Origin of the sequence: Pseudalkalibacillus hwajinpoensis, from assembly GCF_015234585.1 — a bacterium.
GTDB lineage: Bacteria > Bacillota > Bacilli > Bacillales > Guptibacillaceae > Guptibacillus > Guptibacillus hwajinpoensis_B.
Genome location: NZ_JADFCM010000001.1, coordinates 338,158 through 360,147, shown reverse-complemented (window position 1 = coordinate 360,147; position 21,990 = coordinate 338,158). Strand labels below are relative to the sequence as shown.

The window sequence follows — 21,990 nt, the reverse complement described above, 5'->3', positions numbered from 1 at the left end:
TTCCTCCTATGATTGTTTCGAAAAGAATTTGTAATCAGCGGAAATCGTTCCGCCTCCGCCAATCAATACAGCGACTGACATACCGAGAAGGGCAAGATCCAATTCGTAGCCTCCGATAAATCCTGTTGTTAGTTTAACCGTAAAAATCGCTCCTAGCATGACGATAATGAAAAGAAAAGAAACAATGCGTGTGCCTAGTCCTACGATCATAAGAAGACCTCCGACTAGTTCAATCGTTGCAACGACATACGCTAAACCACCCAAAATGCCAATGCTCTCGAAAAAGCCAGCAGTATTCCCAATCCCTCCAGCAAATTTATCAAGACCGTGAACCGTAAAAATGAGACCGAGTACGATTCGTAATACGACAAGAGCAACGTTTTGTGATAAATTCATAAATTAACTCCCTCCTAATTTTGACACTACATGTCGTAGTGTTCGTTTTCGAAAAAGAACTAGGGTGTAGCCACCATAAACATGATGGATAACCCTAACACAATATAAAGTGAGTAAAGGACTGTACCAACAGGCAACGTTACATGCACTTCTTTTTCTGGCGCAAGAATATGTTGTATGCGATCGTTCACAGACGTTTCCGCGAAAGATACGGCAAACGCATGACGCTGTCGGTGATCGCTTTTTAATAGTTTTAATAACGCGCTACTAAGATCCAGCATATTTGCTTCTTTCATCGCAAACCGATCCGCGGCAATTTCGCGTAGCGTGTGATAGTGATTCGATACCCATTTCAGAATCGGCACGTACCAAAGCGCGTGAACGAGAAGGGTGATGATAAATTTTTTCAATGGATCACGATGCTGCTGATGAAAAGTTTCGTGATAAATCACGGCGCGCAGCTCTTCTTTGCTCAACATGCTAACTAGTTCAGTCGACAGAACGATTTTGGGTCTAATCATTCCATAAGTAAGAGCGATAGGCTCATCGCTTCTAATTACCTCGAGTGCCTGCTTTCCTAAATCGAAATTCTGAATGATTTCCTGTGTGACAGTGTCTTCACGAAGAAGCGACAGCCGTTTCGAAAAGGTGACATATCGATAAATTTGCTTCACGACCATCATCACGATCAATAAAAATGTTGAGAGAATCAGAGCTTCTAATAGCATGTTCATAGATGATAGTCCGATCGCACGAAGCATATTATGGCAGGCTTCAAGTACGCTTAACATAAGCGTCCAGTTCGAGTATAAATGCAGACTGTATAGTGACATTTGAACAATCATCGTGGCTACAAGAAAAAAAGACAGCATAAACAAAAATCGCGGCTGTTTTATTCTCATCTTACTTCTCCTTTAGCTGCTTGATTTTTTGCTCAAGCTTTTCGATCAAAACTGGATCCGCTTCATCGAGCGCATCAAGCATATGATTCACAGCAAGCGGACCAAATTCATCCATTAGATCCTGTGTTAATTCCTTCGATTGCGTTTGTAAAAAATCTTCTTTCGATAGAAGCGGCTTAAACATTGATGTGCGCTTTTCAACTCGTTTTACTAGGATTCCTTTATCCACGAGACGATTCATCACCGTCATAACCGTGTTAAAGTTCGTACTTTTCTCTTGATCGAGCTTCTGCTTCACATCTTTGATCGTCATTTCTGGACCTTCGAAGAGGATGTCCATAACCTTCGCTTCAAGAGAGCCGAAAAAGCGGTTTAACCCTGTTTCATTCGTTTTAAACTGATGAATTTTCATCGCTTCCACCTCACACTACACAGTGTAGTCCAAAAGTGTGGTAGGGTCAAGAAGCAAAAGAGAGGATATCTCCGACTGTGTTGGAGTGTCTTTGGTGCGGAGACAGTTGTACTTGAAGGGGGGCAGGCTCGCGCCTGACCCCCTTTTAAAAACCCCCTTCATCCATTTTTCTCCTTAGCCCTCTCTTCTCCTCTCCTTCTTTCATAAGCTAGTAGCAACTCTATATGTGAACAAGCAAGAAGGGAGATTTATTTATGATAGAACCACATGGCGGTCAGCTAATAAACCGCATTCCATGTGAAGAGGATCGCCTGGCGCTTCTCGAGAAGGCCACAATGTTGCCGGTCGTCACCTTAACACCATGGAATTTATCTGATTTATATATGATTGCAATAGGTGCTTTTAGTCCGTTAACGGGCTTTATGAATCAAACAAATTATACGCACGTTTTAAATAAAATGAGACTCGCAAATGGGACAATCTGGAGCTTGCCTATTACACTTTCTGTTTCCGAAGAAACGCGTGACAAGATTTTTTCTAGTCCTACTGTTTGCCTGAAGGGTGAAGACGGGGAGATCTATGGACTAATGGAAGTAGAAGATATTTATGAAGCAGACAAAACAGAAGAAGCTCGACTCGTCTATGGAACGATCGACGCTGAGCATCCAGGCGTTCAAAAAACGTACGAGCAGGAAGCGTTTAACCTCGGTGGCCCAATCACGCTCCTTCAGCACCCAACAGCTCTTCAAGACCATTTTCAAACGCCGGCAGAATTAAGAGAGACATTCCAACAACGCGGCTGGAAAACAATCGTTGGCTTTCAAACGCGCAATCCGATTCATCGCGCACATGAATACCTTCAAAAGACGGCACTTGAAACCGTTGATGGCCTTCTCATCCATCCACTCGTTGGCGAAACGAAGAAAGATGACATTCCAGCGGATATTCGGATGAAAAGCTACAGCGCTCTTTTAGAAAACTATTATCCGTCTGATCGCGTCATTCTCTCCGTATTCCCAGCCGCGATGAGGTATGCTGGCCCGCGCGAGGCGATTTTTCATAGTCTCGTTCGGAAGAACTTTGGCTGCACACATTTTATTGTTGGCCGTGACCACGCAGGTGTTGGCGATTATTACGATACGTTCGCGGCACAGAACATTTTTCACCAATTTTCGAAAGACGAAATCGGCATTGAGATTATGGCCTTCGAGCACGCGTTTTATTGTATCAAGTGTTCGAGCATGGCTACGGCCAAAACGTGCCCGCACAATGGCGAATTTCACATTCATCTAAGCGGCACAAAGGTCCGAGAAATGCTGAAGAATGGCCAAAGACCTCCGAAAGAGTTTTCTCGCCCTGAAGTAATTGAGATTCTATTGGATGAGGTGCAGCACGATTATGAAGACGTATGATGCCGCGTGCGCTGAATGATGGCATTCTATTTCGTATTGATCACGATGATCATCATGCTTTACTGTCTTTTCTTTGAAAAAGGACGACCTGAGGTCATTCTAGCCTCGGTTCTCGTCTTATTTCTATTCACTGGCATTATTACGCCTGAGGAAGCAACGGCCGGATTCTCGAATGAAGGGATGCTTACGATTGCCCTTCTTTTCATCGTAGCTGGAAGCATTCAGCGGAGTGGCATTGTGGATCGCCTCTTTCAACGTCTCCTAAAAAGCTCGCATTCACCAAAGAAACGCCTGACTACATTGCTATTTCCGATATCGTTCATTTCAGCATTTGTGAACAATACGCCGATCGTGATCGCTTCTACCCCAATGGTGAAAAAATGGTGTGATGAAAACGGGGTGTCTCCTTCGAAGTTTCTTATTCCGCTTTCCTACGCTACGATTCTTGGCGGCACCATTACGTTAATTGGTACTTCGACAAATCTTGTCGTTCATGGACTGCTACTCGAAAACGGCTATGCTGGTTTTTCTTTTTTTCAGCTTAGTGCGATTGGAATTCCGATCACGCTATTCGGTCTCGCGTATTTGATCTTCTTTAGTAACAACCTGCTTCCAGATCGACGTTCTGCATTCTTCACTGAACCTGAATTGCTCAAAAAATACACCGGTGAAGTGCTTGTTACAGAACAATTCCCCTATATTAATTGCACTGTAAAAGAAGCGCAGCTAAGGAGCTTGAAAGGGTTATTTCTCGTCAGTATTATGCGTCACGAACGAGCGATCGCGCCTGTATCAGGCGAGACGGTTCTGAAGGAAGGGGACCGCCTTGTTTTTAGTGGTGACATCTCAACCATCGCTGAGATACAGCGGATGAAGGGACTACAGCTACAGGGAAGCTCCGGATCTTATTTTCCAGAGAATCACCAGCTCATTGAAGGGATTGTCACACCTCATTCGTCACACCTTTTCAAAAAGATAAAGGACACCAATTTTAGACACCAGCATCAAGCAGCCGTAATCGCTGTTCATCGCCAAAATCAGCGCCTGAAATCGAAAATTGGTGATATTGTCTTAAAACCAGGTGACGTTCTCTTAATGATCGCGGGAGAGCAGTTTCATAAGCAAAAGGATTTCTACGACATTACCCCAATCGATCATAAGCTCGTTACGCAGCGTCAAATCAGATTAGGCTGGCTTTCGATTGGGTGGCTTGGTGTCATGATTATTCTCGTTACGATGGGCGTTCTCTCCATGCTCACTGCTATGGCTGTGACGACGCTGCTTCTCTTTTTAACAAAGGTTGTGACGCCAGGCGAAGCGCGTGATTTGATTCAATGGCATGTTCTCCTTATGATCGCTTGTTCGTTTGGTATTGGTACAGCGCTTCTGAATTCAGGTGTAGCCGCTTCGATGGCAGGTCTCCTTATCCAATTAACGGCGCCGCTCGGGCTTCTTGCAACGTTGCTTAGCATTTATGTGTTAACGAACATCTTCACTGAAATGATGACAAATAGCGCTGCCGCTGTCTTTATGTTTCCCATTGCCATCGAGGTTGCCCATACGCTTGAGATTGACCTCCTCCCCATTGCGATGATTGTCGCAATTGCAGCCTCCGCAAGTTTTATGACCCCGATTGGCTATCAAACGAATTTGATCGTCTATGGCGCCGGAGGCTATCGCTTTCACGACTTTTTGAAAATTGGTTTCCCGTTAACGCTGATCGTCATGATGACGACGCTATTGATCGTTCGGTTTATTGTGATGATTTAATGAAAGGAGGACGAATAAATGAAAGAAAAACATGTCACCTGGCATGAAGGAAAAGTGACGAAACAGGACCGTGAAAAAATGAATATGCACAAAGGAGCTGTCCTCTGGTTCACAGGACTTTCCGGGTCAGGAAAATCAACGATTTCGGTTGAGCTTGAGAATGCCTTACATGCATCAGGAGTGCATACTTACAGGCTAGATGGTGATAACGTTCGACACGGGTTGAACGCAGACCTTAGCTTTTCAGATGCAGATCGGATTGAAAATATGCGAAGAATCGGTGAAGTCTCTCGTCTTTTTGTTGATGCTGGCCTTATGACGCTTGCTGCGTTCATCTCCCCTTTTCAGCAAGAGCGAGATAAGATTCGAGGACTTTTCAGCGACAAAGAATTTATTGAAATCTATGTGAAAGCCAGTGTGGAAACGTGTGAGAACCGTGACCCTAAAGGCCTTTACGCCAAAGTGCGAAAAGGTGAGATCCGTCAGTTCACAGGAATTGATGCGCCTTATGAAGCTCCGGTTTCGCCAGAGCTTACAATCGATACGGAAAAGGAAACGATTGAAGAAGCTGTTCAAACGATCAAATCATTTTTGGTAAAAAACGGGTACTTAAATGTGTAAACAGGCGGGCCCCCTGTCCACTCCTCTTACCATTCTTCTTCATAGGATAGTAAAGCAAGTCCACCACCACGTTTGCTTATTAAAGGAGGTTTACACGTTTGACTGACACAAAGCTACCACGCTTTTTATTAAATTCGATTCCGAAAAGCGGGACGCATCTTTTAAAACAACTACTGCTCGGTGTACCAGGTATGCAAAATGATCCGTTCATTGGTATGTACGGACATTTTCATTACCAAACGGAAGAAAAATTGGCCACTGCAAGAGCATTTCCTAACCACAGCTTCTTAAATGGACATTTCCATTATTCCAAAGAGTGGGAGACATTTTTTGAAGATTTAAAGTTAAAACAAATTTTTGTACTGAGAGATCCACGTGACGTGCTCATTTCATACGCACATTTTATTCCAAAGGTGCCAGCTCACCATCTCTATGAAACGTTTATGCAGGAAGGATTTACGCACAACGATCGGATTCAATTTCTAATCGAAGGGGGCGTTCCGATCACGCCTTTTGTTGCTGTGCAACCTCATTTTGCTGAGTGGTACCAAAGTTTTAGTGAGTGGATGGGGCGTCCAAACGTTCACTCTGTTCGATTTGAAGACCTGATGTCTTCAGAAGAGAAAAGAAGAAAAGCCACTGGTGAAATCATTGATTTTCTTTGGGGTGACATAGCGCATAGCTACAATCGTGAAGAACTGATCACAAAAATGACGGCAAACATCAAACCACAAGAATCCGTTACGTTCCGAAAAGGAAAAATCGGCAGCTGGCGTGAAGAATTAAACGGTGAGCTTGAAGCGCTATTTATGAAACATGCAGGGCAGTTGTTAGATGAATTGGGGTATGGGAGATAAATTTAGTTTCCCCCATGTGATTTTCTTCTATAGATTTGAGACGTTCACTTTCAGCAAAAAATAAGATTACTAGTAACAAAGTGTCTTTCTGTGAGAGACACTTTGTTACTTTTGTTTGTAAAGGGGGTCAGGCTCGCGCCTGACCCCCTTCTTCTCATTCTTTTTTCGTTCCAACCCCCACCATACCGTCTTTTGTACTACTTTCCTTTCAATAGTTTTTCAGTTCTATAAGCGTCTAAAAAATGTAATGTATTTGTAATAATTGTTTTTTCTTCTCGTTTTTTTTTTGAAAACCCTTACTTATCAACGAAACTTTTATTACAAAAGTTTATAAAACCGTAAAAAGATGTCGGAAAAATGACTCTTTTAAGATATAGCGGTAAATACGGTGGTTTCAAGGTATTCACACCGAGGTATATTCCGTTTAATCAACAATCAACTCTACTAAAAAAATCCAGTTCAAAAGTCTCATATCGACTATTCGCGTAAAAGGAGTGAAAGCATGAGTATTCAAAAAAGCGCTGACAGCTCGAGTCTGGCGGAAGTGATTGATCGTATTCTCGACAAAGGTATTGTGATTGATGCATTTGCGAGAGTCTCTCTTGTTGGGATTGAAATTCTAACCATTGAAGCTCGCGTCGTCATCGCAAGTGTCGATACATGGCTTCGTTATGCAGAAGCCGTCGGATTACTTCGAGATGACGTCCAGGAGGAAGGTCTTTCCAATCGGGATCAAGATCGCGCACCACAGTTTAGTGTTTAATGAATCCATTCTAATAGAGATGAGGGAAAAACATGAGTGAAAACGATGTGAATCATACAAGTGGAAAAATTTTATCGCAGCCGGAAAACGGTGCGAACACGAAGCAACAAGAAACGAGTGAACGCCCATCATTGAACTACGCCATCATTGGTGGCGTTGTTGGCGCCGGGGTTGGTTTACTTTCAAATCCTGGAACAGGCAAAAAAGTCGTTGAAAGCCTCGGCAAATCGGAAGCGGTAAGAAATGCCGGTAAGGAACTAAGAAAATCGGCACAAGAATTCATAACAGAACAAGCGATGATTACATTGAGGCAAACGGCGACTGGCTACATGAGTAAATATGAAGGACGTCTCCTCTCATCAACGAAGAAGGGCGGCGGAGAACAGCAACAAGCCAACGATGAAGTAGCCGCTTCATCTTCCAATGAAGAAATCGATGAAATTAGAGAAGAAAATAAACAGTTAAACGAGCGGTTAGACCGAATCGAAAACATGCTTTCGAGCTTAGTAGATTCAAAATAACAGACGTCCCTTAAGGGGGAATTCGATGAGTCATGTAGGTAAGAAAATCGTAAAAAAGGTTGCTGAGCATACGCCAGAGCCTGTGAAAGAAAAAGTGATGGACAAAGCGAAGGAAAAGTTCGCTGATGATATGCGGGATCACGTTCAGGATGGCGTTCAATCAAAGGTCAATGAAGCTTCTGAGAAATTGGAGAAAACCAAAGAGGAAAACGCGGAAAACGTTCATTCTAAAGCGGAAGACGCGAAAGAGAAAGTACAAGATGTGCTTTTATCTGTTCGCGAAAAGCTTGGAAATGCAAAAGAAGCCGGCGAAGAGTTCCAGGAAAAAATGTCTGATTCTGATCAGAAGAAGACAAAAGTGAAAGGCGTTGGAAGTCTTAAAGGCGTGAGTGATATCAAAAGTTCACTCGACATTAAAAGCTCCACCGAAATTAAAAGCTCTGAAAACATTAAATCGTCGAAAGACATTAAACGGATCACATCTTAAGTATGAAAGGAGAATGATGATGGCTATTCAAAAAAGTGCCGATAGTTCAAGTCTTGCTGAGGTAATCGACCGTATTCTTGATAAGGGGATTGTCATTGACGCTTTCGCTCGCGTCTCGGTTGTAGGAATTGAGATTCTTACGATTGAAGCTCGCGTCGTCATTGCCAGTGTCGATACGTGGCTCCGTTATGCGGAAGCCGTTGGTCTGCTTCGTGATGACGTTCAAGAAGAGGGTCTCGCGAATCAGCAGAATGAGCGTAACGCACAGTTTAGTATTTAACTGAAATCAATTGTGAGGCGGATCGCCGCCTCCCCTATTACGATAGGAGGACACTATGGAAATCAAGGAAATTATGAATCAAGTAGCCGATTTTTTTAACCAGCATGTAGCTCCCCTCCATAAAATTACTTCCGTCGAAATGAACGACCAAGAAGGCTGGAAAGTGATTGCTGAAGTGATCGAAGAAAAAGAATATATGAAAAAGTACGCGAAAGATGAAATGCTCGGAACATATGAAGTGCTTTTAAATAATGAAAAAGAAGTGGTCTCTTTCTCGAGACGTGACGTCCGCTATCGAAGTGCGATCGGACAAGAAATGTAGGCGACGAGCAGGAGGTATGTGACGTGACCGTTTTAACGAATCACAAGAAAAAGGATCGACGCGCGCTTATACAGGATGACGAAACAAAGGAACTGCTCTCACGTTCACTTCAGTACCTGAAATCCGGCTATCCTGTCCACTATATCGGCCCATCAGGTGCTGGAAAAACATCTCTTGCCCTAGCTTTAGCAAAAAAGCGAAATCGTCCGGTGATGCTTATCCATGGAAATCATGAGTTAAATAACAAAGATTTAATTGGTGATTTTACTGGTTATACAAGTAAAAAAGTCGTCGATCAATATGTTCGATCGGTTTATAAGAAAGATGAAAGCGTGACGGAAACATGGCGAGATGGGCGTTTGTTGGAAGCTGTGAAAAATGGCTATACGCTCGTCTACGACGAATTTACGCGTTCACAACCAACGACAAATAACCTTTTCCTATCGATCCTTGAAGAAGGCATTCTTCCATTATACGGTTCCAAGTTAACAGAACCTTTTATCCGCGTTCACCCTGCATTCTCGGTAATTTTCACCAGCAATCCTGCCGAATATGCCGGTGTTTATCGAACGCAGGATGCTTTATTAGACCGCCTAATTACGATCAATGTCGATTACAAAGATCCTGAACGCGAGGCGCTAATCGTATCTGAGAAAGCGAACCTGGTCATGAGTGAAGCACGCGCAGTCACTTCCATGATCTCAGAGTTACGGAGCCATTGTTCGAATCACGGACCAAGTTTGCGGGCTTCCATGATGATCGCCACCCTCGCGATTGAATCTGATATTCCCATAGATGGACAAAACGCTGATTTTCAACGTCTATGTCTTGATATAACAGCTCACACGATGAGCGAATGCTTAGAAGAAGACCAAGAATCCGTAGAAAAAGTGATACGAGATGCTTGTGAAAACATGAAAGTTGTTAAGGAATAAAGGAGTGTCAACGATGAGTGAAGCAGAAACAACGGGAATCTATATTTTTTGTGCCATTCAAACGAACCAGGATGATGATTTTGGCACAATTGAACTTGAAAACGAAAATCGTGACATTTTTACGATTCGCTACAAAGATGCCGCGATGGTAGCGGCAGAAGTGCCGATGAAAATTTATCATCCAAAGAAAGATAATCTCTTAACGCATCAGAACGCCGTCTCTCAAGTGATGAGTCAGAAGGATACGGTTATTCCAATTAGCTTTGGGAACGTATTTAAATCGAAAGACGATGTAAAGGTTCTCCTTGAAAACCTCTATCCGCAATTCGTGAACCTTTTTCCGAATATTAAAGGCAAAATCGAAGTTGGATTAAAAGTGATTGGTAAAAAAGAATGGCTTGAAGCCGCTGTGAACGACAACCCTGAGGTAGAGAAAATGGCAGCAGCTGTCAAAGGGAAATCAGAAGCGGCTGGGTATTATGAGCGCATTCAGCTCGGGGGAATGGCACAAAAATTCTTCGTCTCCCTTCAAAAAGAAATTGAACAGGAGATCTTCGTTCCATTAGAAGAAACGGCAGAGTCGGCGAAAGCAAATGACCCACTTGGTGAAAAAATGCTTTTAAATGCTTCCTTTCTCATAGACCGCGATCGTGAGCAGGAATTTGATCAAAAGGTCAATGAAGCTCATGAGAAGTGGAAAGACAAAGTTGATTTTAATTATACCGGCCCATGGCCCGCCTATAATTTCGTCAACATTCACTTAAAGGTAGAAGAAGCGTAATGATACACAAACTGGTTACCGCGCCTTTTGATCTTGTCATTAAAGTCGGTGAGAAAATTAAAGAAGAAGCAGATAAAGAATTATACGATCTTCCTACCATTCAAAAGAAGTTAATTCAGCTTCAAATGATGTACGAGCTTGGCGAACTGCCAGAAGATGCTTATACGGAAAAAGAAGAAGAATTGCTGATGCGCTATGAAATTGCGAAGCAGCGAGAAATGGAGCAATGGGAAGAATTAACGAAAAAAGATGGAAGGTGACGATATGGGGGACCTCCTCTACTTATACGGTCTTATCCCAACAAGTGAAGCAACTCACCCCCTCCCTTCTGTAAAAGGGTTTGATGGTGAGCACGAGATCTTTATGCTTCCTAATGAAGACGTGACAGCAATCGTTTGTCACCTGGATCATGCAGCCTATTCAGAAGAAACGATTAGCGACAAAATCAACAATGATATGGAATGGCTACAAGAAAAAGCATTTCATCATCATGAAACGGTGCAACAGCTCGCGAAGCAATATACGATTGTCCCGTTAAAATTCTGTACGCTTTATAAAAATGAAGAAAGCTTACGAGAAACGGTTAATAAAAACAAAACGAAGCTGAAGGAAACGTTTGAACTACTTGATGGAAACGAAGAATGGAATCTTAAAATTTATTGTGATGACGAGCAGATCAAACAGCAAGTAAGTGAAAGCAATCCGGTCATTAAAGCGAAACGAGAAGAAATTAGTGTTTTACCTCGTGGCAGACAATTTTTCGAGAAAAAGAAAATGGACGAGCTGATCAATCAAGAACTCGAAGATGAGAAAAACCGTTTTTGTGAAGACATTCATGAAAAGCTTAAGAGCGTTTCTCTCTACGGAAGTATTAAGAAAACTTGGGGTAAGGATGTAACGGGCCGTAAGGAAAAAATGGCGTGGAATAGCGTTTTTCTCCTCCCTTCGCCTAACGTGGAGACGTTTTTAAACAACGTCGAGCAATACGAAGGAGATTTTGAAGAAGCCGGATGGAAATTTGAAGTATCTGGACCATGGCCCCCCTACCATTTTTCTAGCTTTTCTTAGTGAAGACAGTGAGGATGAATTGCCATGACGGTACGAGAAACCATTGAAAATAAAGACATTGCCCTTATCGATATTTTAGACGTCATTCTTGATAAAGGGGTGGCGATTAAAGGAGACTTAATCATTTCCATTGCTGGGGTTGACCTCGTCTACCTCGACTTACGCGTACTAATCTCATCTGTAGAGACGCTTGTGCAACACAAGCAGGGTACACGAAAAATCATAAATTCAGAACAATTTGATCGAGATAGGGAGGCTTTGGATCATGCAGCACAACCCGACGAGTGGTCGCATCAACGTTGACCCTGATAACGCCGAGCAAGGGCTCGCCCAGCTTGTGCTTACGGTCGTCGAACTTCTACGGCAGATTGTCGAGAGACATGCGATGAGACGTGTTGAAGGCGGCACGTTAACCGATGAGCAGGTTGAGAACCTCGGTGTCGCATTAATGAATTTAGAAGAAAAAATGGAAGAGTTAAAGGATGTATTTGGCCTTGATGCGGAAGATTTGAACATCGATCTAGGCCCACTTGGCAACTTGCTTTAATTTGCTTCAGGTAAAGGAGGCATTCAGATGGCTATTGAGCATCAGATGCAGTCAAATACGATTGTCGATGTGTTAGAAAAAGTGCTAGATAAAGGCGTCGTGATTGCCGGTGATATTACGGTCGGGATCGCTGATGTCGAACTTCTTACGATTAAGATTCGCTTAATCGTCGCTTCCGTTGATAAAGCAAAAGAAATAGGGATGGACTGGTGGGAAAATGACCCCTACCTTAGCTCGAAAGCCGCCGATAACAAAACAGCCGCACTTGAACAAGAAAACAAGCAATTACAAGAAAGATTGGAAGCACTTGAAAACAACTTAAGCCAAAATCGTCTTAGCCTAAATGAAAAATAATTTATTGGAGGGATTTATCATGACAGAACAAAATACGAAAGTTGAAAGCCAAACTCAGCCTCAGCAGGAAACGAATCAGAACAAATCTGGAATGAACGGCCCACTTACGAGAACAGTAACGGGAAGTATCCTTGGTGCTACTGTTGGCTACCTAGCTACACCGGAAAACGGGAAAAAGTTAATCGCCAAAATCGATCAGGAAAAGTTGAAGAGCAAAGGAAAAGATTTTGGACGAGCTACAAAAGAAAAATCAAAGCAAGCAGCAGGTTCGATTCGAACATCAACCGCTAACCTTTTTAAGCGTGATAAGCAAGAAGATCCTGAAAATGAAGAATCGAATGAAACAATTCTCGCTTCCAATGAAGCAGCACCAACGATCGAAGCCGATGAGCAAGTTAAAGCCGATCAACAGCAGGAATCGGAAGATGAGGCGTACAACTCTTTGAAAGAAGAAAATGATTCTCTCCAAAATCGCCTTAGTCAGATCGAAGAAAAATTAGACCGTTTGACGAGAGCACTTGGTGAAGATGTTGAGGAGGACGATCACGAAGAGGACAAAGAGGACGAAGGAAGTAAGCCTATCTCTAAAAAGAAGAATAAGAAAACTTCAAGTGAACTGGAGAATAAGAACGACGACAGTGACGAAAAAGAGGAAGACGAGGAGGAAGATAAAACTCCTGACAATAAGAAGATGAAAAACACTCAAGAAAGTGATGAAGATGAGGACGACGAAGAGGATGAGGATGAAAATGAGGAATCGGAAGAACCGAAGTCCTCGTCGTCATCAAATAAAAAGAAACGAAGCACTTCCCGAAAATCAAACAGTTCAAAAAAGACGAGTGATAAAAATGATGAGCAAAACCGTGATGAAAAAGAAAAAGTAACGACACTTTCAAGTAATGACGACACGTCTTCTTAATCAACTGCAGCGAAAGGAGAAGTGAAGATGGGTTTTGAATCAAGCAAAGACAGTATTCTTGAATTTTTCACGCACGCTTCGAACAAACATGATTTTGCGATGGATATTACGTTAAATGTAAATGGAGCGCTGATTACCGGAACAACGATTTCCGCAAAGGAGTATTTTGATACTTTAAGCGAATCAATTGGAAACGGAAATGATGTAGCTCAGAAATTGAGTGAAAAACTTGCTGATGCTGGACAAACTTTAGAAGAAACAAATGATGCGCAGACCAATTTTATTCACTTAAAGAATACAAAGGTATATCTCGGCGATAGCAAGCCAACCCCTTCACAGGGCAAGATTGTTTGGAGAGGAAAATTAAGTGAAATCGATGGATTTTTTCTTGGTAAAATTTCAGGTGCGAATAAATGATATCGCGGGCAGAGAAGGCTTATCGCCATTCTCTGTTCCTTTTTGTTTAATAGGAATCCTCCAATCAGGGGAGCATACGAGTAACTAGACCTATGAAGGAGGAACGGTCATGACCATGAAGCTCGTTACGATTGCTGCTTACTTGTATTTGCTCGCCTCTTCACTCCTCTTCTCAGGAGATATGTCGGGTACTAATGATGTACTGATTGCCCCCGCCGGCTATACGTTCGCGATTTGGTTATTGATTTATTTACTTTTGCTCATTTCACTCGTTAGACAATTCACCGCGAGTGAGTGTGATCAGGCACTGTATGTGAAAGTTTCCTATCTTTTTGCATTTAGCATGCTGTTATCAGGAACATCTCTTCTTGTAAGTGAATCAGTTGCGCTTTTGTTTATCGCTGGTTCATTAATTACCTTGTCTATCCTTTATGCTATTATTACCAAAAATTCTGAGCGCTCTTCTTTTTTTAGCGTACCGTTCTCTTTCTATCTCGCTTGGACATCGATTGCAACGATCGTGGATGCGTTCGTCGTCGCGCAAGAAAATAACGTATCGCTGATTTTTGGTATGAATGAGTTAACCTGGACGATTATCATGCTCATTATCGGCGCAGGACTTGCGGTCTACTTCAGCCTTTACAACGACGATTTAATCTATCCGATCGTGTTTTTATGGGGCTACTTTGGCATATTTGTGAAAGATGATAAACCAGTGCAGCTGACTTACACGCTCAGTATTCTAATTACTGGACTTGGTGTGTTTGTGATTTGGAAAGTAGTGCGTGAGGTGCGTGGACGGAGAGTGAGGGCGGAGGCGGTTTAATGGAGGGGGCACGTTAGAGGGCGGGGGGGACAGGTGCGAACCTGACCCCCTTTCTTTTAATAGCTATGCTGCTTTTCTAAAATGGTTTTAACGAGCTGCTCATGACTCCCTTCCACTCTCGTTACCCCGCTAGTATGGTAGAAGGTGCTCGCCTCTTTTGCGTTATGGAATCCCTCTTCATTGAACAGGTAAACTGGGGTGTCACGACCTAACGCAATCCCAAGTTCAATATGAGTTCCCTTTCCTCCCGGAAGCAGGACAATAAGGAAATCAGCTGTTTTTACTGACTCTAATTCTGCTTCTCCGATTGAAGCAAGTTCATCGAACGTAGCGGCTTTTTCATTTGTCGTCCAATCGTATGTATGCTTGAAGCCATGACGTTTTAATTCTGCGGCGAGTGTTTGCACGTGTTGTTTGTTTTGAAAACTCGATGCAATGTAAAAGTTCACTTTGCTTTCCCCCGTTCTCATTCGGTTGTGAAACAGAAATTGGTATAGACGTAGTAGCCACGAACCGCTACTTCTCCGTTACATCCATTTTCCGTCTTGTAGTATGGGATTGGTAGCGTAGTTTCCTCATTGGAAAGAATGATCCTAAAAGAACTGCCAGTCATGTCCCAAGTATCCGTTCGCTTCGCAGAGTTGATCTTTTCAACAGCGTTATTCACTTTCTCTCGATCTTCTACCGTATGGATAACGACTTTTGTATCGATGTTTTTGATTTCTAGTTTTGAAAACTTCTCAGAAATGAGCAGATTATGAGAACAGCTCGTGATCAAATACAGCGATGTGAGTAGAAGTACTATGCGACATATCTTCCGTTTCATTTGTTTTCTCAACCGGCCGCTAGCTGTTTTTGAATTACTTTTTTTAATTTCCGTTCTTTTCGATCTTCATACATCGGTGATTTTTTAAGCTTTTTTATGTTCATTTTTCCAATTACATTTCGTACAGAAGAATTTTCTTGAATTAACTTGTTATAGTGAGGTTTCTCAATAAGCTCGACAAACCAGCTATATGCCATCAATGCGGCAATATTCGCTTCGATTCGCTGCCCATCTGGAGGATCTCTCCAAAAAATAAGATCACCTGCTAATCCTAAAATCTCTAAGAACAATTCCAACTCCTCGCCCCCTCAAATAAGATCATTTTACATTTTTGACCAATCTTTATATAGATACGAATTTGGAGGTCGTATTGTTTCATAAGTTTGAGGATGTAAATAAGCTGAAGTGTCCTCAATTAGGGGACTTTCCAGCTTATTTTGGTGGTTTTGTCTTTATTGGGGGTCTGACTCGCACCTGCCCCCCTTCACTCTTCTCTCCACACCTTATTCGGCACAAGGCTACCACCTGTTGCCCATACAAGGTGCGTACCACGCATACTCTTTCCATCTACCGCTGTTACTTGTGGCCCGCTCATTCCTGCGAGAGCTGAAGGCTCAAGCTTAATTTGTTCTGTTTCATAAACCCAGCGGAGCATTTCTTTCATTCGCTCATCCGTGACGGTGTAAACACCATTAAGAATCGGTTGAACGACGCGTCCAACAAAGCCTGATGGTCTTCCTACAGCAAGACCGTCTGCCGCAGTGATGTTGTCGATCCCAAAGTCTTGAACGGATACTTGATCGTGTAGGCCTGTCATTAAGCCGATAAGCATTGACGGGGAGTGCGTCGGTTCTGCAAAGTAGCAGTTCACGTGTTCTCCGAATACCTGAGAAAGCCCGAAAGCAATGCCGCCAGGGCCGCCGCCTACTCCGCATGGAAGATACACGTGAAGCGGGTTCTCAGCGTCCACCTTTACGCCGCGCTCATCGAACTGCTTTTTCAAACGAAGCGCTGCTACTGCATATCCGAGAAAGAGGTCTTTTGAATTTTCGTCATCAATAAAATAACAAGTCAGTTTCTTCTCGCACTGCTTCCGCCCTTCTTCTACAGCAGCACCATAGTCTGCTTGATGCTCCACAACTTGAACGCCTTTTTCGCGAAGAAGGTCTTTCTTCCATTGCTTTGCGTCACTCGACATATGGACCGTGACATTAAAGCCGAGTTTCGCTGACATGATCCCGATGCTTAAACCGAGGTTTCCTGTTGAACCGACCGCAATCGAAAAGGCTGAGAAGAACTCTGTGAACTTTTTCTCAGCTAAAATGGAATAATCGTCATCTTTCGTTAAAATTGCATGTCCGATCGCAAGTTTTTCTGCATGTTTGAGCACTTCATAAATGCCTCCACGTGCCTTAATGCTGCCGGCGATTGGGAGAATATCATCTCGTTTTAGAAGTAGGTCCCCTGGAATGCTGATCTCTTCTTCTTTCTCAAGTTTTTCTTTCATCTTGGTAATATCTGAAATAGGAGATTCAATGATGCCATTCGTTTCTGGAAATACTTTGCGAAAATAAGGAGCGAAGCGTTTCATACGAGCTTCAGCATCTTGAATGTCTGTCATCGAAAGCTCAGTTGTTTGAGCCATTTTTCCTTTTTGCGGATTTCTCCAATATACTTCTTTTAATTGAAGAAGATCGTTTAACAATGGGTGGTCACTTTTCCACTGTTTAATTGTTTTTCCGGCTATGGTCATTATTCCTTCACTCCTTTACTGTGGTGGGGGACAGAGAGGGGTCAGACCCCTTTACGCTATACAAAAGCCTTCTGACCGAAATCAGAAGGCAGTTAAGATTATTTTACCGTAAGTTTAGCGAGGTCGTCATCAACATGGATAACATCCGGACCGCCGAGAAGAACAAAGCGGTTTAGTTGCTGAGCATCGATTGACTTTTCCATTGATGCAGACAGCTCATTTTTCTTTGAAAGAATTAACGGCGCGTCATTTTTAGCAGCAAGAACGGCTCCTGTAAGAGCATCAGCAAATCCTAAGCCATTTGCTACATAGCCTGTCTTAGCTCCATCCCCGAAGTAATTCATAATTTCTTCAGCCGTGCTGAATCGGTCATCGCCTGCAAGACGAATGCGATCATCTGACAGTTGGTTATAGACGCTCTCGTTCACAACATCTGACCCGCCTACAACAATTGTCTTGTTAATTTCAGATAGCGCATCCTCAGTCGATTCCGGGAGCGAGTTTTTCTTCGTTAATAGAATTGGCATGCCTTCTTTCGCAGCATAAGGTGCTACTGCAAGAGCATCTGGAAAATCCATTCCTAATGCGACAACTGCTTCTTTGCTATCTGATTCAAGTTGCTGCGCAATGAGCTCAGCTGTTTCAAATCGGTCGTCGCCACCAATTCTGTTAATTGTCATTCCCATCTTGGAAAGTTCGTTTTCAATATCTGGACTAACAGCATTATCACTTCCGAGAATGATGGCTTTTTTCGGATCGAGACGTTTTATTTCGTTTCTAAGTTCATTCGTTAGCTTATTATCTGGTGTTAGCAGAATTGGTGCATCTTCTTGATAAGCAAGGGGCGCTCCTGCTAAAGCATCTGGAAAGTCACCACCACGACTGATCACGACTGTATCTGCACCGTCTTGCCAACCATCCTTCGAGATTTCAATGGATGTGTTGTACCGGTTGCTACCTGACAGACGCTCAGTTATCGGATTCAGGCTACTTGAAGCCATATAACCTGTTCTTCCATCAGCGAGTTGTACATGGTAGCGAACCCAATGTTCAATAGGGCTGTTCTTTGTTTTATCTACATAAAATTGGCTATCTAAAACAGTTGCAATTTGGGATTCTTTAATTTTAATCTCATTCGTACCGCTTGGAGAATCCTTCATTATTTTACCTGCTACCGTTGAAACTTTATCGCCTTCTTTTAATAGTGTTCTCGAGCGAGTCAATTCGTCATCAACCGCATAATGCATTTTATTAAATTCTATAGGATCATCTTCCTTAGGGTCATAAGAAAAATCATCGCGTTCAAAGATGATAGCTTCCATATTCAGATCTAAATAATTATGATCTTCTAAAAGAGTAAAGACCCTATCTTGATACGTATCTAGATTTCTCGTACCGTCGTCAGCATCACGAAAATACGGGCTATTAACAGGGACAGTGCCATTGTAGGCCATAATCGCAAAATACCAGTGTTCTAGAATATCTCGATCATTTGTGTTGATCGTTGGAATAACACCATCTACTCCGTAGCTCCATTTTTCATTTAAAATATCTAAACCGGCATCGATGTTGTATCCTACATCATTTCCGAGTTGTTCTGGGTTATAGCAATCCTTTGTTTCATCACCTTCACATACGTGACTGGTTACTTGCATTAAACCAATGCCGCCATCTTTCGCATTAACGAATGGTTCCGTTTGCGCGTCATCCGACCATTGCGTCCACGCGCTCTCTTTCAGCGCCACTGCCTTCGCAATTTCTGGTGGAATATTATGTTCTAACGCACTCTCTGTTATCATCCGATTGATATCATTGTATGTAACCTTTTCTTTCCCTTCAGCTCCTGCCATTGATGGCGAGGCAAGCGTCAGAATCAGCATCATTACTAGTAAACTCTTCATTTTTTTACCCATCATTTCCCCCTTATAGACTTCATACGTAAACTCCTCTCTCATTCTAGCATCCATTGGATTATTTTCCAATTTTTATCAAAAAATTAGTAGATTTATCTTTTAGGAACTGAGTACTTCCGACTAAAATAAAAAATTAACGGTACGAGTACAATCGTAGGCAAAATCCAAAGGTAAATACTCCGAAACCCTCCACCTAATAGTTGGGGAGCTCCAAACACGGTAAAAGCCGTCACGGTTGATATGGAACAGGCGATCATGCCTTGTATGTGTTCGAGCAACCAGCTGTTTTTCACAGGCATTGGGCGAAGCCAATATGCTAATTGACCAAGACCTAGAAAAATACCGAGAAAAGGGAAAAAGGAGATGAGCGTATTTCCTGAGGTAAAACCGTAAATGGAGCAGGCTATTCCTGATAGAAATAGTAAGCTTGCGAAAGCAAGATCACCAAGGTGACGATGCTGATCAGCTTTGCGCTTAAAGCGCAGAACGCGCAAACCATAGTATGCGGTCGATGAACTAAGAACAGCAATGAAGAGCAAGAAAATCGAAAAAGAAAAACGTTCTGGGGAGGTATCTGGTTGAATGAAAATACGAAGAAAAGCCATTCCAGCTGCTGTCACACTTACAATCGCCATCATCGCAACAAAGAACCAGCCGATTCGTATGTGCCACCTACCGCCTTTTTTTAGAACAAGGGGTAGCCAAAATGTGAGAAGGGCGCTAAACCCTGCGAAAATGTGAAGGAAAAGAAAGAGTTTGAACATCGGATCGTCTCCTTTGTTTATGTGTGGGTGGAGGTCAGGTACCTCTCTGACCCCTACCCCAATTATATCTGGTAAACACTGTAAAAACAGGAGTTTTAGGTGATCTTATGAATAAAAAAACCAGCAAAAGCGTCCGCTATAGGAGGACACTTTTGCTGGTTTTGTCTTTAAGCGGGGTCAGGCACGTACCTGACCCCTTTTGAAAAATCAATGCGCGCGCTTCGCCCCTAAATACCTCGGTGCCCAGTAGCTTGATGTCATGTCGCTAATGGTGACGCCTGTTGAAGAGCCGGCGTGGATAAATTTATTGTTTCCGATGTAGATGCCTCCGTGTGACGCACCTGGTTTGTATGTTGTGAAATACACGATATCTCCTACGGATGGAGAGCTAACAGCTGTTGTAACGTTCCACATTTGCGCCATTGTTCTTGGCAATGAAACGCCCTGCTTGTTAAACACATAGACGAGGAATCCGCTGCAGTCAAAGCCCTGTGTTGGCGTGTTTCCACCCCACACATAAGGAACACCTATGTATACAGATGCATCTGCAATAAGGTCCATCACGCTGAAGTTGGAACTGCCGCTCCCGCTTCCGGTGTCCCCATTGCTATTCCCTTCATATCCTGTCGATTGCTTTAGCTTTTCCCATGTCGCTGGTCCTACAACTCCATCAACGGTTAGCTTGTTGCGTGATTGGAAGTTTCGAACAGCTCGATCTGTTCCATTTCCAAAATCGCCATCAAGCGGACCGCTATATAAACCAATCGCTTGTAATTTAGACTGAAGCTCTTTCACAAGTGATCCTGTGGAACCTTTCTTTAACAAATCACCATAATCTTCTCCAGTTGAAGGGGATGATTCAACTTTATCTGTTAAGCCGTCAAGCGCATTCATTGTTTCCTTTGTTGCAGTGCCTGTCACCTGCAGCTTTTTTGCTTTCTGAAAGTCCTTGACCGCTTTTTCAGTGACAGGGCCAAAGTAGCCTGTCGCCTCAACGTGGAACGTTCCTGCTTTTTTAAGTTTATTTTGTAGATCCGTTACAGCACTCCCGGTTGAACCAACTTTAAGAACTGTTGACGTCTCTTGCTGACTTCTGGATTTCAAAGCATCGATCGTTTTATCATCCGCAATGCCTGTAGCCTGTAAACCTACGATACTTTGAAACTCTTTGACCGCTTTTTGCGTAATACTACCAAAGATCCCGTCTATGTTATAGGAATAGTAGCCACGATCATTCAATAGCTGCTGAAGATTTGTTACGGCACTTCCTCGAGAGCCAATGGTAAGGCCGCTCGCAGGTTTTTCTGCATTCCCACTCTTTGACAGGGCCGATAAGGTTTTACTATCCGCTACGCCTGTTTGTGACAGTCCCTTTGCCTTTTGAAAATCTTGTACTGCTTTCTTCGTGATTTGACCAAAAATGCCATCTACATTATATGTATAATAGCCTTTTGCTTTCAGCTTTGACTGAAGATCCGTTACTGCACTCCCCCGCATCCCGATGGAAATATCGGAAGAAGAGCTTGATGATTTTGAGCTTGATGAACTTGCGTTTGCAAGGGCACTGATCGTTGTAGAATCTGCTTTCCCTGTTACGGAAAGCCCCTTTTCTTTTTGGAAATCCTGTATAGCTTTCTGTGTAATTTGACCATAAATCCCATCCACGTTGTAGGAATAGTAGCCAGCCGCTTTCAGTTTGGACTGAAGATCCGTCACCTCTTGCCCACGGGAGCCAACTTGTAAAACCGATGAAGATGGCGCAGCTGAAGATTGGCTTTTTGATGTTCCTCCTAACTTTTGAAGGGTATCAGTTGTTGCTACCCCCGTAACCTTTAACCCGACAGCCTGTTGGAACTGGCTGACTGCATCCTTTGTGATTGGACCGTAGTATCCTGTTGACGTGTGGTAAGTAAAATACCCCTTCGCCTTCAATACATCCTGTAGCTCTTTGACGTCCTGATTATTCATGCCTTGCTTAAGCTCTTGATCCCCAAACGCTGCTTCTGCACCATCAGGTTGAACAAACATTACTCCAGCGACAAGCGCAGAACCAGTTATTGCTTTCTTGACCAATGAAGGTTGCATCCAGATCCTCCTCATTCCAATTAAATTGCTGCCACAAATATCGACACTCTGTCTTTACT

29 protein-coding genes are annotated in these 21,990 nt (G+C 43.0%); 19 read left to right on the top strand and 10 right to left on the bottom strand.

The annotated features are described in order from the left end of the window. Positions 1-6: 6 nt before the first annotated feature. From IQ283_RS01815 to IQ283_RS01805, 3 genes are read right to left on the bottom strand one after another with little or no spacing between them, the layout of a single operon-like run. Entirely contained in the window at positions 7-396 is a 390-nt protein-coding gene (locus IQ283_RS01815) for a DoxX family protein (protein ID WP_194218453.1), read from the bottom strand. A gap of 59 nt (positions 397-455) precedes the next feature. Beyond that, positions 456-1,298: a M56 family metallopeptidase gene (locus tag IQ283_RS01810; RefSeq protein WP_194218452.1), complete on the bottom strand. Its 843-nt coding sequence runs from the start codon at positions 1,296-1,298 to the stop codon at positions 456-458. A 1-nt stretch (position 1,299) separates the two neighbouring features. Beyond that, complete coding sequence (locus IQ283_RS01805) at positions 1,300-1,710, bottom strand: BlaI/MecI/CopY family transcriptional regulator (RefSeq protein ID WP_194218451.1); 411 nt, start codon at positions 1,708-1,710, stop codon at positions 1,300-1,302. A gap of 254 nt (positions 1,711-1,964) precedes the next feature. Here IQ283_RS01805 and sat point away from each other — a divergent pair, with 254 nt between their 5' ends. The 19 genes from sat to IQ283_RS01710 all read left to right on the top strand — a co-directional run bounded on the left by sat (position 1,965) and on the right by IQ283_RS01710 (position 14,590). After that, positions 1,965-3,122, top strand: coding sequence for a sulfate adenylyltransferase (gene sat, locus IQ283_RS01800; RefSeq protein ID WP_194218450.1), 1,158 nt, complete (start codon positions 1,965-1,967; stop codon positions 3,120-3,122). Positions 3,123-3,140: 18 nt separating this feature from the next. After that, a complete protein-coding gene (locus IQ283_RS01795; RefSeq protein ID WP_194219561.1) occupies positions 3,141-4,892 on the top strand; it encodes an SLC13 family permease in 1,752 nt (583 codons plus the stop codon). An 18-nt stretch (positions 4,893-4,910) separates the two neighbouring features. Beyond that, positions 4,911-5,513 (top strand): adenylyl-sulfate kinase, encoded by a 603-nt coding sequence (gene cysC / locus IQ283_RS01790; protein ID WP_194218449.1) that lies wholly within the window; start codon positions 4,911-4,913, stop codon positions 5,511-5,513. A 98-nt stretch (positions 5,514-5,611) separates the two neighbouring features. After that, complete coding sequence (locus tag IQ283_RS01785) at positions 5,612-6,370, top strand: sulfotransferase domain-containing protein (RefSeq protein ID WP_194218448.1); 759 nt, start codon at positions 5,612-5,614, stop codon at positions 6,368-6,370. A gap of 502 nt (positions 6,371-6,872) precedes the next feature. Further along, positions 6,873-7,133, top strand: coding sequence for a gas vesicle structural protein GvpA (gvpA, locus tag IQ283_RS01780; protein ID WP_194218447.1), 261 nt, complete (start codon positions 6,873-6,875; stop codon positions 7,131-7,133). Between the two features lie 32 nt (positions 7,134-7,165). Next, positions 7,166-7,654, top strand: a complete 489-nt coding sequence (gene gvpT / locus IQ283_RS01775) for a GvpT/GvpP family gas vesicle accessory protein (protein ID WP_242057214.1) — start codon at positions 7,166-7,168, stop codon at positions 7,652-7,654. A 25-nt stretch (positions 7,655-7,679) separates the two neighbouring features. Continuing rightward, positions 7,680-8,141, top strand: a complete 462-nt coding sequence (gvpQ, locus tag IQ283_RS01770; protein WP_194218446.1) for a gas vesicle protein GvpQ — start codon at positions 7,680-7,682, stop codon at positions 8,139-8,141. A gap of 19 nt (positions 8,142-8,160) precedes the next feature. Continuing rightward, complete coding sequence (gene gvpJ / locus IQ283_RS01765; RefSeq protein ID WP_159786140.1) at positions 8,161-8,421, top strand: gas vesicle protein GvpJ; 261 nt, start codon at positions 8,161-8,163, stop codon at positions 8,419-8,421. A gap of 55 nt (positions 8,422-8,476) precedes the next feature. Further along, positions 8,477-8,743, top strand: a complete 267-nt coding sequence (gene gvpO / locus IQ283_RS01760) for a gas vesicle protein GvpO (RefSeq protein WP_194218445.1) — start codon at positions 8,477-8,479, stop codon at positions 8,741-8,743. A 23-nt stretch (positions 8,744-8,766) separates the two neighbouring features. Further along, on the top strand, positions 8,767-9,678 hold the full coding sequence (gene gvpN / locus IQ283_RS01755; protein WP_194218444.1) for a gas vesicle protein GvpN: 912 nt from the start codon (positions 8,767-8,769) through the stop codon (positions 9,676-9,678). Positions 9,679-9,691: 13 nt separating this feature from the next. After that, the gene (locus IQ283_RS01750) at positions 9,692-10,459 is read left to right on the top strand and encodes a GvpL/GvpF family gas vesicle protein (RefSeq protein ID WP_194218443.1); all 768 of its coding nucleotides are present in this window, start codon (positions 9,692-9,694) and stop codon (positions 10,457-10,459) included. Continuing rightward, complete coding sequence (locus IQ283_RS01745; RefSeq protein ID WP_194218442.1) at positions 10,459-10,719, top strand: gas vesicle protein GvpG; 261 nt, start codon at positions 10,459-10,461, stop codon at positions 10,717-10,719. The genes IQ283_RS01750 and IQ283_RS01745 overlap by 1 nt, the downstream gene beginning before the upstream one ends. A 4-nt stretch (positions 10,720-10,723) precedes the next feature. Further along, positions 10,724-11,527 (top strand): GvpL/GvpF family gas vesicle protein, encoded by an 804-nt coding sequence (locus tag IQ283_RS01740; RefSeq protein WP_194219559.1) that lies wholly within the window; start codon positions 10,724-10,726, stop codon positions 11,525-11,527. Between the two features lie 24 nt (positions 11,528-11,551). Then, a complete protein-coding gene (locus IQ283_RS01735; protein ID WP_194218441.1) occupies positions 11,552-11,830 on the top strand; it encodes a gas vesicle protein in 279 nt (92 codons plus the stop codon). Continuing rightward, a complete protein-coding gene (locus tag IQ283_RS01730; RefSeq protein WP_160918162.1) occupies positions 11,793-12,074 on the top strand; it encodes a gas vesicle protein K in 282 nt (93 codons plus the stop codon). The genes IQ283_RS01735 and IQ283_RS01730 overlap by 38 nt, the downstream gene beginning before the upstream one ends. Positions 12,075-12,101: 27 nt before the next feature. Further along, positions 12,102-12,428 (top strand): gas vesicle protein, encoded by a 327-nt coding sequence (locus tag IQ283_RS01725; RefSeq protein ID WP_160918163.1) that lies wholly within the window; start codon positions 12,102-12,104, stop codon positions 12,426-12,428. 19 nt (positions 12,429-12,447) lie between these two features. Next, entirely contained in the window at positions 12,448-13,347 is a 900-nt protein-coding gene (gvpT, locus tag IQ283_RS01720; RefSeq protein ID WP_194218440.1) for a YtxH domain-containing protein, read from the top strand. A 27-nt stretch (positions 13,348-13,374) separates the two neighbouring features. Next, entirely contained in the window at positions 13,375-13,764 is a 390-nt protein-coding gene (gene gvpU, locus IQ283_RS01715; protein WP_194218439.1) for a gas vesicle accessory protein GvpU, read from the top strand. A gap of 109 nt (positions 13,765-13,873) precedes the next feature. Next, on the top strand, positions 13,874-14,590 hold the full coding sequence (locus IQ283_RS01710) for a hypothetical protein (protein ID WP_194218438.1): 717 nt from the start codon (positions 13,874-13,876) through the stop codon (positions 14,588-14,590). Between the two features lie 56 nt (positions 14,591-14,646). Here the strand turns inward: IQ283_RS01710 and IQ283_RS01705 are convergent, their stop codons facing one another. The 7 genes from IQ283_RS01705 to IQ283_RS01675 form a co-directional block, all read right to left on the bottom strand. Then, entirely contained in the window at positions 14,647-15,039 is a 393-nt protein-coding gene (locus IQ283_RS01705; protein ID WP_242057213.1) for a nucleoside 2-deoxyribosyltransferase, read from the bottom strand. A gap of 17 nt (positions 15,040-15,056) precedes the next feature. Next, the gene (locus IQ283_RS01700) at positions 15,057-15,416 is read right to left on the bottom strand and encodes a hypothetical protein (protein WP_206759417.1); all 360 of its coding nucleotides are present in this window, start codon (positions 15,414-15,416) and stop codon (positions 15,057-15,059) included. Positions 15,417-15,424: 8 nt separating this feature from the next. Continuing rightward, positions 15,425-15,712 (bottom strand): hypothetical protein, encoded by a 288-nt coding sequence (locus tag IQ283_RS01695; RefSeq protein ID WP_194218435.1) that lies wholly within the window; start codon positions 15,710-15,712, stop codon positions 15,425-15,427. A 188-nt stretch (positions 15,713-15,900) separates the two neighbouring features. Further along, positions 15,901-17,169 carry a D-serine ammonia-lyase gene (locus tag IQ283_RS01690; protein WP_194218434.1) on the bottom strand — a complete coding sequence of 423 codons (1,269 nt, stop codon included), beginning with the start codon at positions 17,167-17,169 and terminating at the stop codon, positions 15,901-15,903. Between the two features lie 98 nt (positions 17,170-17,267). Continuing rightward, positions 17,268-19,082: a cell wall-binding repeat-containing protein gene (locus IQ283_RS01685; RefSeq protein ID WP_194218433.1), complete on the bottom strand. Its 1,815-nt coding sequence runs from the start codon at positions 19,080-19,082 to the stop codon at positions 17,268-17,270. A 92-nt stretch (positions 19,083-19,174) separates the two neighbouring features. Then, positions 19,175-19,846 (bottom strand): DUF2306 domain-containing protein, encoded by a 672-nt coding sequence (locus IQ283_RS01680; RefSeq protein WP_194218432.1) that lies wholly within the window; start codon positions 19,844-19,846, stop codon positions 19,175-19,177. Between the two features lie 207 nt (positions 19,847-20,053). Then, entirely contained in the window at positions 20,054-21,931 is a 1,878-nt protein-coding gene (locus IQ283_RS01675; RefSeq protein WP_194218431.1) for a peptidoglycan-binding protein, read from the bottom strand. Positions 21,932-21,990: the final 59 nt, after the last annotated feature.